This is a genomic window from Micromonospora sp. WMMC273 (genome assembly GCF_027460285.1).
GTDB classification, from domain to species: domain Bacteria; phylum Actinomycetota; class Actinomycetes; order Mycobacteriales; family Micromonosporaceae; genus Micromonospora; species Micromonospora aurantiaca.
Genome location: NZ_JAPZBE010000001.1, coordinates 4,602,178 through 4,614,259, shown reverse-complemented (window position 1 = coordinate 4,614,259; position 12,082 = coordinate 4,602,178). Strand labels below are relative to the sequence as shown.

Here is a 12,082-nt window from a genome sequence, read left to right as displayed (position 1 = left end):
TCAGGTCAGCTCGCGCCGAGGTCGCTCAGCGCCCGCTCCGCGCCGCGGTGCAGCGGCACCGGGTCGGTCTTGCGGGCGTTGCCCAGCTCGATGCCCTTCGCCGCCGGGTTCGCCTGGGCCAGGGCGTCCTTGGAGTCAAAGACCGTCCGGGTGATCGCGCAGGCCACGTCGGCGTCCAGGTCGTCCCGCACCAGCAGCACGTTCGGCACCACGATGGTGGGCACGTCGGCCGGGGTCCGGTAGATGTCCTTGCCGATGGTGCCCGCCTGGTACGCCGGGTTCAGCTCGGCCATCTTCGGCAGCAGCGGGCTGATGTCGACGAACTTCACCTTGTCGCCGGACGTGGTGAACAGGTCGGTGACGCCGCCGGTCGGTACGCCGCCGGACCAGAAGAAGCCGTCGATGCTGCCGTCCTTCATGCCGTCGACGGTCTTGGTGAGGTCCAGCCGCTGCGCCTGGATGTCAGTGGCCGGGTCCAGCCCGGCGGCGGTGAGCAGTCGGTTGGCTATGACCTCGGTGCCGGACTTCGGCGAGCCGGTGGAGATCTTCTTGCCCTTCATGTCGGCCACCGACGTGATTCCCGCGTCGGCGCGGACCACCACCTGCGTGTAGTTGTCGTAGATCCGGGCCAGCGCCTTCACCGGCTGCGGCGCGGTGAAGCTCCCCTTGCCCTGCACCGCGTTGACGGCGGTGTCGAACAGCGAGAACGCCACGTCGTACTGGCCGGCGACGAGCTGCTCGACGTTCTGCACGGAGGCGCCGGTCTCGGCGGCCGTCCCGGTGAGCTTGCCGTCTGTGGTCTTGCTCAGCTCACCGGCGAGCGCGTTGCCGACCACGTAGTAGACGCCGGTGGCGTTTCCGGTGGCGATGCCGACCCGGGTGTCCTTGGTGACCTTGCAGCTGACCTCGCGGGCGGCGTCGTCCTTCGCCGCGCCGTCCTGACGGCCCCCGCAGCCGGCGGCACCGGCGGCGACCAGGACAAGTGCCCCGACACCCGCCACTATCCTCGCGTCGATCCGTCCCACTCTCTCTCCTCCCCAAGGTCCACGGATTCTTCGACCGCCGGGCAGCCGGGGTGTCCGGCGGCGCCACGTCGGACGTACACGCCCGCGACCGCGAGCGCGGCGAGTGCCGCGCCGATCGCCATGGGCAGCGGTTCCAGCCAGAGCAGCACCAGCCCGGCGATCGCCCCGACGATCCGCTCCGGCACGCCGGCCGGGCCCACACCGGGTAGCCAGCCGCCGGCCGCGACCGCCAGCACCGCGACGCCGAGCGCCGACACCAGGCCGGCCGTCACGATCCGCCCAGGCCCGCCGATGCCGAGCAGCCCGAGGCCGGTGGGCGTGATGACGAAGGCCAGCGGGATCAGGTACGCCGGCAGCGCGTACCGCAGGGTCTGCCACATGGTCGGCACCAGCCGGCCGCCGGTGACGGCCGCGGCGGCGACCGCGGCGAGCGCGGTCGGCGGCGAGACCTCGGACAGCACCGCGAAGTAGAAGACGAACATGGCCGCGGCGGGCGCCTCGACGCCCAGGTTCAGCAGCGCGGGGCCGATGATCACCCAGCCGATGACGAACGAGGCGGTGACCGGCACGGCGAGGCCGAGCAGGCTGAGCGCGACGGCGGCGAGCACCGCGGTCAGCGCCAGCACCACGGCCGGCTCCGAGCTGACCGCCTGCGCGCCGTCGATCAGCAGCGCGGCGGCCTGCGGCCCGAGGCCGGTCTTCGTGGTGGTGGCGGTGATGATGCCGGCCGCGGCGCAGACGGCGCTCACCGCGAGCACCCCGCGTACGCCGTCGCGCAGCGCCGCCACCAGCCTGGCCGGCGTGAGCCGGTGCCGGCGGTCCAGGAAGGACAGCGCCGCCGCGATCACAGTGGCGATGACCACCGCCCGCATCGCCGACGCGCCGAGCGCCAGCACCACGATGATCACGAGAAGCGAGAGGAAGTGGTAGCCGAAGCGGGCCAGCAGCCGCCACGCCGAGCCGGTGTCGATGACCACCGGGCGCACGCCCGAGCGCCGGGCGTCGATCTCGACGGAGAGCAGGATGCCCAGGTAGTAGAGGATCGTCGGCACCGTGGCCCAGCCGAGCACCTGGAGGTAGGACACGCCCAGGTACTCGGCGATGATGAACGCGGCGGCGCCCAGCGTCGGCGGCGACAGGATCGCCCCCACACCCGCGGCGGCGAGCATGCCGCCCGCCCGCTCGGCCGGGTAGCCGGCGCGGCGCAGGATCGGCCAGGTCACCGCGCCGATGCTGACTGTGGTGGCGGCGCCGGAGCCGGAGACCGTGCCGAGCAGGAAACCCGACGCGACCGCGGTACGCCCGGCGGCCGTCCGCGAGCGGCGGAACGCGGCGGCGGACAGCTCCACGAAGAACCGGCCCGCGCCGGACAGGTCGAGCACCGCGCCGTAGATCGTGAACAGCACGATGTACGAGGCGGCCACGTCCAGCGGGGTGCCGTAGAAGCCGCTGTCGGAGTTGTAGAACGCGTCCACGAGCTGCCCGAAGTCGAGCCCCGCGTGCGCCACCGGCCAGGACTGCGGCAGCAGGCCGCCGTAGTAGCCGTACCCCAGGAACAGCACGCACACCGCGGGCAGGATCCATCCGGTGGTACGCCGGCACGCCTCCAGCAGCAGGAGCAGCAGCCCGGTGCCGAACGCCACGTCCAGCGGATCCAGCAGGCCCTGCCGGTCGAGGAAGGCGTCGTACCCGCCGCCACCGGCACCGATGGTGACCGGCAGCACCGGGTAGAGGCAGACGACGAGCGCTGCGAGGGCCAGCAGCCAGTCCACGGGCGTGGGCCCGCGCCGGTCGTCCGCGTCGTCCGCGTCGGCCTTGGCGCGTCGCAGCCGCACCCCCGAGGGGTACGCGAGGAAAACCACCGGCAGGACGCCGGCCAGGAAGAAGATGAGGTAGTACTTGCTGCCCTGAGCCAGCGGGAAGAACACCTGCCAGAGCGTCAGCAGTCCGACCGCGACGGTGACGCCGGTGAAGAGGACCCCGACCGGGCCGGCGAGCACCCGTCCCGGTTTCTCCTCCTCGAACCGGGCCGCCAGTTCACGGGCGTCCCGGGTCTGGTCCGGGCTCTCGCCCTTGTCGCGGGTCTCGTCGTCCTTGTCGCGGGCTTCGTTCTCGTCCGGGGTGTGGTGATCGTCCGCAGTGTGCTGCTCGCCTGCGGTGTGGTGCGCTGCTCGGCTGTGGTGGTGCGTCTCGCCCGGCCCGTCGTCGGCCCACTCGGGCCCGGCGACGCTTCCGTCGTCCGGCGGCAGCGACACCACCTCGGCGTCCACGTCGGACCCCGGTCGTCCGCCGGACGGCGGCCGGGGTTTGGGGGGAGTCGCGTCGGAGGGGCGAACGGGCGGCACGAGGGGGCACGATACGCGAATAGCGCGCATGTTGGGAACATTGCCGATCATGATTGCAATGAGTGACGGAATGGAGCTTCGCTCATTCGCGTCGCATATTTCTTGAAACTGTTTCGCAATGGTGGGAGGTGGTCTCGCGCGACTCTCTCCCGATATCGCTTACAACGATGAACAATGGGCGTGCCCGTGATGCTTGTCGTCACGCAACGTGTCCACTCAGGTGGGTGCGTCTCCCGTGTCGGCTCGCGCGGGGGACGCCCGTCGCGCCGGGTCGTGCGCGCTCGTGCCTGCCGCGCTCACCCGGTGGGGAAGTGGCCGGAGAGTGTGTTCGCCGGCTCGCGTTTCCACGGTCATCTCCACTTTCCCGAGGTGGTGGCATCGGAGGACGGATCACGCGTCACTTCAGCGCCCCGGCCTCTGCCGCCCGTGCCCCGCGCTCTCGCTTCCGCGCACGCCAGTGATCGACCCTCGGTGAGTGGAACGTCATGGGTGCTTCCGGTCCCGTTTGACACCCATGATGTTCCACTCGTCGTGACGGTCGTCGAGATGGTGGCGATTGGTGGTCGCGGCGGAGCGGCGGCTCGCCAGGATTTCGGGCGGGGGAGTGGTGGGGTGCCGGTGGGAGCGCTGCCCACGCCTTCTTTGCTCTGCAGCCATCGGCGCACATGGTTACGGAGCGTGTCCGTCGCGCGCATGGCTGCAGAGCAAGCGGCGGCCAGCGGTGTGAACGTGCCGACGGGGGAGGCGGCGGCAGGGTGCGAGCAGTGGGGCGCGAGTGGGGGCGTGGGTGGGAGTCGAGGGCAGGGCTCGGCCGGGGGCCGGGCCGGCAGGGAAGGGGCGGGGACCGGTCGCCGGCGGTCGAGTGGCCGGTTTGCGGGTGCGGTGGTTATCGCTGCCCTCGTCAGGGCATGTCGTGCGGGACGACATGACGACGAGGAGGTGCCATGGCCGCCCGCGACGACGCCCACGACGTCCACGACGACACCCGTGACGGGCGCGAGGACGCCCCCACCATGCGCGACGACGCCCGCGCCGGGCAGGACCGGCCCGACGGGCGGAAGCACGCCGGGCCGGTGGGGCCGGACGACGGGCCGGACAGCCCGGCCGACCTGTCGGCGACGGGCTGGATGGCGACCCTCAAGCGGACCGTGCGGGAGTTCCAGGACGACAGCCTGACCGACTGGGCCGCCGCGCTCACCTACTACGGCGTGCTCTCCATCTTCCCGGGCGTACTGGTGCTGATCTCGGTGCTCGGCCTGCTCGGCGACCGGGCCACCGAGGGGGTACGGGACACCGTCGGGCAGGCCGTGCCGGAGGAGAACATCCGCCGCATCATCGAGAGCGCGATCGACCAGGCCGGCCAGTCCGGCGGGCTGGCGAGCATCGCGGCGATCGTCGGTCTGGTGGCGGCGTTCTGGTCGGCGTCCGGCTACGTCGCCGCGTTCATGCGCGCCTCGAACAGCATCTACGACGTGCCGGAGGGGCGGCCGATCTGGAAGACGCTGCCGGTACGCCTCGGTGTGACCGCGGTGATCGGCGTGATGCTGCTGATCAGCGCCGTGATCGTGGTGTTCACCGGCGGGCTGGCCGAGCAGGCCGGCAACGCGATCGGCCTGGGCGAGACCGCCGTGACGGTGTGGAACATCGCCAAGTGGCCGGTGCTGCTGGTGCTGGTGAGCCTGATGTTCGCGATCCTCTACTGGGCCTCGCCGAACGCCCGGCACGGCGGCTTCCGCTGGGTCAGCCCCGGCGGCGTGCTCGCGGTGGTGCTCTGGCTGGTCGTGTCCGGCCTGTTCGCGCTCTACGTGAGCAACTTCGGCTCGTACAACAAGACGTACGGCGCGGTGGCCGGCGTGATCATCTTCCTGGTGTGGCTCTGGCTGAGCAACGTCGCGATCCTGCTGGGTGCGGAGTTCGACGCCGAACTGGAGCGCAGCCGCGCCATCGCGGCGGGGCACCCGGCCGACGAGGAGCCCTACGTGGAGCTGCGCGACGACCGCAAGCTGCGCAAGAAGGGCCGCGCGCCCTCCCGCTGACCCGAGAACGCACCTGACCCGAGATCGTGTCGCCCCGCCCGGAAGTCGCCCGGGCGGGGCGTCACGTTTTCATGATCCGTAACTCGCTTTTGTTCGTATGGACAAAAGTTTGCATCGGACGTGCCGAAGCTATGGACATGCGGCCCGGAAGGCTCCTACTGTGTCGGACACAACACCCAACGCCGATGCGGAGGTGACTGCCGGTGCGGACGGTCGACCCCCTGCACGTACGGCTTCTGCGACTGCTCCGGGACGAGGGCGCGGTGTCCCGCGCCGAACTCGGCGACCGGCTCCAGATGCCCCGCCCGCGCCTGCTCGCCGAGCTGGAACGCCTGGTCTCCCTCGGATACGTGGCCGAGGCCGGGCTGGCCGCCTCCCGGGGCGGGCGCCGTTCCACCCTCGTCGAGCTGAGCCCGCACCTGCGCTTCGCCGCCGTCGACCTGGGCGCCAGCTCGATCGACGTGGAGGTGGTGGACGGCCGGCTGGAGACGGTGGCCGCCTACACCGAGGCCGCCGACATCCGCTCCGGTCCGAAGGTGACGCTCCAGCGAGTGAACGAGCTGCTGCACAAGGCCAAGGTGGACGGCGCGTACGAGCGGCTCGACGCGGTGGGCATCGGCGTACCGGGGCCGGTGAGCTTCCGCGACGGCGTGCCGGTCTCCCCGCCGATCATGCCCGGATGGGACCGGTTCCCGGTCCGTGAACTGCTCACCCGCGAGCACGGCTGCCCGGCGGTGGTCGACAACGACGTCAACATCATGGCGATCGGTGAGCGGCACGGCGGCGTGGCCCACTCCGTCGACGACTTCCTGTTCATCAAGATCGGTACCGGCATCGGCTGCGGCATCTACCTGCACGGCGAGGTCTACCGCGGCACCGACGGCTGCGCCGGGGACATCGGCCACATCCAGGTCGACCCGAACGGTCCGATGTGTTCGTGCGGCAACGTCGGCTGCCTGGAGGCCGTGTTCAGCGGCGCCGCGCTGGCCCGGGAGGCGACAGTCGCGGCCCGCACCGAGGTGTCCCCGGCGTTGGCCGAGCGGCTGGCGGCCCGGGGTGCGGTGACCGCGCTGGACGTGGCGCAGGGGGCGATCGAGGGGGACGTCACCTGCATCCAGCTCATCCGCGACGGCGGCCGGCGGGTCGGCAGCGTGCTGGCCGGGCTGGTCAGCTTCACCAACCCGTCGATGATCGTCATCGGCGGCGGGCTCGCCCAGCTCGGCCACATCCTGCTCGCCGAGATCCGCAGCGTTGTCTACCGCCGCTCGCTGCCGCTGGCCACCGGCAACCTGCCGGTCGTCCTGTCCGAGCTGGGCCCGCGCGCCGGCGTCGCCGGCGCGGCGGTGCTCGCAAGTGACCTCGCGTTCGGAGAAGCAGCATGAGCGAGATCGGACGGCCCGAGGCCCGGCCGCTCGTCGAGGCGCCCGCGGACGCCGTCGCGGGTGAGGTGGTCCTGCGCCTCACCGACGTGGTCAAGACGTTCCCGGGGGTATACGCGCTCGACGGCGTGCAACTGGAGGTGCGGGCCGGTGAGGTGCACTGCCTGCTGGGGCAGAACGGCGCCGGCAAGTCCACGCTCATCAAGGTGCTGGCCGGGGTGCACCGGCCGGACTCCGGCGAGGTGCTCTGGCGGGGCGAGCCGGCCTCGTTCGCCAACCCGCAGGCCGCCATGCGCGCCGGCATCGCCACCATCTACCAGGAACTCGACCTGGTCGACGACCTGTCGGTGGCGGAGAACGCGTTCCTCGGCCACGAGCCGCGCCGGTTCGGCTTCGTCCGGCGAGGGCTCATGGCCCGGCGTACCCGGCGGATCCTGGCCCGGCTCGGCCACCCGGAGATCCCGCCGGGACGGCTGGTGCGGCACCTGCCCGCCGCCGGCAAGCAGATCGTCAGCATGGCCCGGGCGCTGTCCCACGAGGCCCGGCTGATCATCATGGACGAGCCGAGCGCGGTGCTCGCCCACGACGAGGTGGCGAACCTGTTCCGGATCATCCGGGAACTCACCGCGCAGGGCATCGCGGTTATCTACATCTCGCACCGGCTGGAGGAGATCCGCGAGATCGGCGACCGGGTCACCGTACTCAAGGACGGCCGGACCACGGCGGCGAGCCTGCCGGCCCGCGAGACACCGACCCGCGACCTGGTCGCCCGGATGACCGGGCGGACCATCGAGTACGTCTTCCCGCAGCGCCCGGCCGACCACGGGGGCGGCGCGGAGCTGTTGCGGGTGGACGGGCTGACCCGGCCCGGCGAGTTCGCCGACGTCTCGCTCGGGGTCCGGGCGGGAGAGATCGTCGGCATCGCCGGGCTGGTCGGCTCGGGCCGGTCGGAGCTGCTGGAGACCATCTTCGGCGCGCGCCGGGCACACGCCGGGACGGTCCGGGTGAACGGCCGCGCGCTGCGCCCCGGGAGCGTGGGCGCGGCGGTACGGGCCGGGATGGGCATGGCACCGGAGGAGCGCAAGAGCCAGGCGCTGCTGCTCGGCGAACCGATCTACCGCAACGTCACGCTCGCCACGTTCAGCAGGTACGCCCGTCTCGGCTTCACCGACACCGGACGGGAACGCGCCGAGGCCGACCGGATCGCCGCGTCGCTGGAGTTGCGGCCCCGGGACGTACGCCGGCCGGTGCGCACGCTGTCCGGCGGCAACCAGCAGAAGGTGGTGGTCGGGCGGTGGCTGCTCGGTGACACCCGGCTGCTGCTGCTCGACGAGCCGACCCGGGGCGTGGACGTGGGCGCCCGCGCCGAGCTGTACCAGGTGATCCGCGATCTGGCCGCCCGTGGCGTCGGGGTGCTGCTGGTCTCCAGCGAGGTGCCCGAGGTGCTGGGCCTGGCCGACCGGGTGCTGGTGATGCGGGAGGGCCGGGTGGTCCGTGAGGCCCCGGCCGGCGAACTGGACGAGAACACCGTGCTCGACCTCGTCATGGCGGGGTCCCTCATGGAAGGCGCACCGGCATGAGCGAGCGACAGCGAGCGAATCATCGACACAGCGCCGGAGAGCCTCATGGCGGCGCCGCGCGAAGCGGGGCGCCGGCATGAGCGAAGCCACCGACACCTCGCTGCCCGCGCAGTCGCCGCCGGTGGAGCGGACGGAGACCGCGAAGGTCGACGCGCCGGCGAAGCTCTCCTGGTGGCGCGGCGACGGCGGGGAGGGCGTCAAGCGCAACCTCGGCCTGCTCGCCACGCTCGTCGTGCTGGTGGTCATCGGCATCCTGACCCGCCCCGACCTCTACGGCGACCCGAACTGGGTGTGGGGCAACACGCTCACCATCCTCAAGCTCGCCTCGGTGGTCGGCGTGGTCACCGTCGGCATGACGTTCGTGATCATCGGCGGGGGCATCGACCTGTCGGTCGGCGCGATCGTCGCGCTCGCCGGGGTCTGGTGCACCACAGTGGCGACGCAGAGCTACGGCGCGGGCGGCATGATCTTCACCGCGCTCACCGTCGGGCTCGCCGTCGGCGTGGTGAACGGGCTGCTCGTGTCGTACGGGCGGCTGGTGCCGTTCATCGCCACGCTGGCCATGCTCGTCGCCGCGCGAGGGCTGGCGGCGGAGATCTCCGACAAGCAGACCCAGGTGTCGGGCAACACATTCATCAACGGCATCGCCAGCACGAACGTGCTCGGCATCCCGCTGCTGGTCTACATCCTGGTGGCGGTGGTGGCGGCCGGCTGGGTGCTGTTGAACCGCACCACGTTCGGCCGCCGTACGGTGGCGGTCGGCGGCAACCCGGAGGCGGCCCGGCTGGCCGGCATCAACGTCCGCCGGCACACCGTGATGCTCTACGCGCTGTCCGGTCTGTGCTGCGGCATCGCCGCGGTCATGCTGACCGCGCAGGCCACCTCCGCGCAGGCGGCGATGGCCAACCTCTACGAGCTGGACGCGATCGCCGCCGCGATCATCGGCGGCACGCTGCTCAGCGGCGGGCGGGGAACGATCATCGGCTCCCTGCTCGGGGTGATCATCTTCTCCACGATCACCAACCTGTTCGCCATCAACAACCTGTCCGCCGAGGCCCAGAACATGGTCAAGGGCGGCATCATCGTCGCCGCCGTCCTGGTCCAGCAGGTGCAGTTCGGCAGCCTCACCCAGTTCCTCGCCCGCAACCGGGCCACCACCACCTGACCCCACGCGCACACCCCGGCTGCCGTCGTACCGACGGTGGTCCGGCCCGCCACACCCGAAACCACCCCACCACCTCATCCCAGGAGGCGTCATGAGAACACCGCGCCATGACCTGTCCCGCCGCCGGCTGCTCTTCGGCGGGGCCGCCGTCTCCGCCGGGGTGCTGCTCGCCGGCTGCACCAGCAACGAGCAGAGCCCGACCGAGGCGCAGACCAAGGCGGCCGGTTCCGGCGCCAACACCGAGACGGGCAAGAAGGTGAGCATCGGCTTCTCCGCCCCCGCCGCCGACCACGGCTGGATCGCCGCGATCACCAACAACGCCAAGGCGCAGGCCGGGGCGTACCAGGACGTGGAGCTGAAGTCGGTCGAGGCCGGCGCGGACGCGGCGGCCCAGCGGGCGGCGCTGTCCACGCTGATCTCGCAGAAGCCCGACGTGATCGTGCTGCTGCCGCACGACGGCAAGGAGCTCAACGCGTTCGGCCTGGAGGCGATGAAGGCCGGCATCCCGGTGGTCAACCTGGACCGGGCCTTCCCGGACGCGCGCGCCTACCGGCTGCAGATCAAGGGCGACAACTACGGCATGGGGGTGGCCGCCGCCACCTACATCGCCGAGCAGCTCAAGGCCAAGGGCGTGAGCAACCCGGTGATCGGCGAGATCCCCGGCATCGAGTCGCTGGAGCTGACCCAGGAACGCTCGAAGGGGTTCGCCGACACGCTCGCCTCGTACGGGTTCAAGGTCGCCAACCGGCGGCCCGCGGAGTTCACAGTGGACAGCGGGCAGCAGGCCGCCACCGGCCTGTTCCAGGCGCTGCCGAAGATCGACGCGGTCTGGAACCACGACGACGACCAGGGCATCGGTGTGCTCGCGGCGGTCAACCAGGCCAACCGCAAGGAATTCATCATGGTCGGCGGCGCCGGCTCCAAGAAGGCCATGGAGGACATCGCCGCCGACAACACCGTCCTCAAGGCCACAGTCACCTACAGCCCGTCGATGGCCTCCTCGGCCATCTCCCTGGCCCGCCTGATCGGCCAGGGCAAGGGCATGTCCGACCTGGTCGAACTCCAGGTACCGAAGGAGATCGTGCTCGCCTCCGAGACGATCACCAAGGAGAACGCGAGCGACTACCTGAAGCTCGGGTTCTGACACACGGGGGGAGACCCACCTTGTCCAGTCACGACAGCATCCTGCGGGTCGGCATGGTCGGCTACGCGTTCATGGGCGCCGCGCACTCCCAGGCGTGGCGCACCGTGAACCGGGTGTTCGACCTGCCGGCGCGGGTGCGGATGGCGCTCGTCTGCGGCCGCGACGAGCCGAAGGTGGCCGAGGCCGCCGACCGGCTCGGCTGGGACGGCTACACCACCGACTGGCGGCGGCTCGTCGAGTCCGACGAGATCGACGTGGTCGACATCTGCACACCGGGGGACAGTCACCGCGAGATCGCACTCGCCGCGCTCGCCGCAGGCAAGCACGTGCTGTGCGAGAAGCCGCTCGCGAACAGCGTCGCCGAGGCCCGCGAGATGACCGAGGCCGCGGCCCGGGCACGCGAGTCCGGCGTACGCGCGATGTGCGGCTTCAACTACCGGCGGGTGCCCGCTGTCGCCCTGATGCGGCAGCTGGTGGCCGACGGGCGGCTCGGCGAGATCCGGCACGTGCGGGCGACCTACCTCCAGGACTGGATCGTCGACCCGCAGTTCCCGCTGGTGTGGCGGTTGCAGAAGGACAGGGCGGGCTCCGGCGCGCTCGGTGACATCGGCGCGCACATCATCGACCTGACCCAGTACGTCACCGGTCAGCTGGTCAGCGGGGTCAGCGCGCTCACCGAGACGTTCGTGCGTCAGCGGCCCCTCGTCGCCGGGTCGAGCGGCCTGGCGGCGCAGGCCGACGGCAACGGCAGCGCCGTGGGGCCTGTGACAGTGGACGACGCGGCGGTGTTCGTGGCCCGGCTCGACGGGGGAGCGCTCGCCACGTACGAGGCGACCCGGTTCGCCACCGGCCGCAAGAACGCCCTGCGGGTCGAGATCAACGGCTCGCGCGGCAGCGTCGTGTTCGACCTGGAACGCCTCAACGAACTGGAGTTCCTGGACGCCACCCGGCCGGCCGCCGAGCAGGGCTTCAGCCGGATCCTGGTGACCGAGCCGGACCACCCGTACCTGGGTGCGTGGTGGCCGCCCGGCCACATCATCGGCTACGAGCACTCCTTCACCCACCAGGCGCGCGACTTCGTCGAGGCGGTCGCCACCGGCGCCGACCCGGCACCGTCGTTCGCCGACGCGCTTCAGGTCCAGCTCGTGCTCGACGCGGTGACCCGCTCGGCCGAGCGGGCCGCCTGGACGGAGGTGGAGCCCGCCCTGGCCGAAGCTTCCGCCTGACCCGAGGCGGGCCAGGCCCGCCCGACACTCACCGGCGCCGGCCGGCGAGGGCCCGTCGCGGTTGCGCCCCGCGGTGGGGACGAGGCCGGCTCCGGGGAGCGTGCCGCCGGTGTCCGCCGGCACGACCAGCACGGCCCTCCGGTGCGGCCGGACCGGGATTCCCCGGCCGCACCGGCGGACCG

The 12,082-nt window shown here is 71.8% G+C and carries 8 protein-coding genes; 6 read left to right on the top strand and 2 right to left on the bottom strand.

Annotated elements, in window-relative coordinates:
* Positions 1 to 5: 5 nt before the first annotated feature.
* Both O7611_RS21245 and O7611_RS21240 read right to left on the bottom strand, forming a co-directional pair.
* Complete coding sequence (locus tag O7611_RS21245; protein WP_194802306.1) at positions 6 to 1,025, bottom strand: TAXI family TRAP transporter solute-binding subunit; 1,020 nt, start codon at positions 1,023 to 1,025, stop codon at positions 6 to 8.
* Complete coding sequence (locus O7611_RS21240) at positions 1,001 to 3,295, bottom strand: TRAP transporter fused permease subunit (RefSeq protein ID WP_269697469.1); 2,295 nt, start codon at positions 3,293 to 3,295, stop codon at positions 1,001 to 1,003. The genes O7611_RS21245 and O7611_RS21240 overlap by 25 nt, the downstream gene beginning before the upstream one ends.
* Positions 3,296 to 4,314: 1,019 nt before the next feature.
* On the opposite strand from O7611_RS21240, the gene O7611_RS21235 reads away from it, so the two are divergent.
* The 6 genes from O7611_RS21235 to O7611_RS21210 all read left to right on the top strand — a co-directional run bounded on the left by O7611_RS21235 (position 4,315) and on the right by O7611_RS21210 (position 11,900).
* Complete coding sequence (locus O7611_RS21235) at positions 4,315 to 5,406, top strand: YihY/virulence factor BrkB family protein (RefSeq protein ID WP_194802304.1); 1,092 nt, start codon at positions 4,315 to 4,317, stop codon at positions 5,404 to 5,406.
* A 203-nt stretch (positions 5,407 to 5,609) separates the two neighbouring features.
* The gene (locus O7611_RS21230) at positions 5,610 to 6,788 is read left to right on the top strand and encodes an ROK family protein (protein ID WP_194802303.1); all 1,179 of its coding nucleotides are present in this window, start codon (positions 5,610 to 5,612) and stop codon (positions 6,786 to 6,788) included.
* A complete protein-coding gene (locus tag O7611_RS21225) occupies positions 6,785 to 8,365 on the top strand; it encodes a sugar ABC transporter ATP-binding protein (RefSeq protein WP_269697468.1) in 1,581 nt (526 codons plus the stop codon). Before O7611_RS21230 ends, O7611_RS21225 begins: the two co-directional genes overlap by 4 nt.
* A gap of 76 nt (positions 8,366 to 8,441) precedes the next feature.
* Positions 8,442 to 9,530: an ABC transporter permease gene (locus O7611_RS21220; protein WP_269697467.1), complete on the top strand. Its 1,089-nt coding sequence runs from the start codon at positions 8,442 to 8,444 to the stop codon at positions 9,528 to 9,530.
* 91 nt (positions 9,531 to 9,621) lie between these two features.
* Positions 9,622 to 10,674, top strand: a complete 1,053-nt coding sequence (locus O7611_RS21215) for a substrate-binding domain-containing protein (RefSeq protein WP_269697466.1) — start codon at positions 9,622 to 9,624, stop codon at positions 10,672 to 10,674.
* A 53-nt stretch (positions 10,675 to 10,727) separates the two neighbouring features.
* Positions 10,728 to 11,900, top strand: a complete 1,173-nt coding sequence (locus O7611_RS21210; RefSeq protein ID WP_370584995.1) for a Gfo/Idh/MocA family protein — start codon at positions 10,728 to 10,730, stop codon at positions 11,898 to 11,900.
* The last annotated feature ends 182 nt before the right edge of the window (positions 11,901 to 12,082 follow it).

Bases quoted from the DNA above. Each gene is read 5' to 3' on its own strand.
- O7611_RS21235 (WP_194802304.1), top strand. From the start codon at position 4,315: ATGGCCGCCCGCGACGACGCCCACGACGTCCACGACGACACCCGTGAC.
- O7611_RS21225 (WP_269697468.1), top strand. From the start codon at position 6,785: ATGAGCGAGATCGGACGGCCCGAGGCCCGGCCGCTCGTCGAGGCGCCC.
- O7611_RS21220 (WP_269697467.1), top strand. From the start codon at position 8,442: ATGAGCGAAGCCACCGACACCTCGCTGCCCGCGCAGTCGCCGCCGGTG.
- O7611_RS21215 (WP_269697466.1), top strand. From the start codon at position 9,622: ATGAGAACACCGCGCCATGACCTGTCCCGCCGCCGGCTGCTCTTCGGC.
- O7611_RS21210 (WP_370584995.1), top strand. From the start codon at position 10,728: ATGGTCGGCTACGCGTTCATGGGCGCCGCGCACTCCCAGGCGTGGCGC.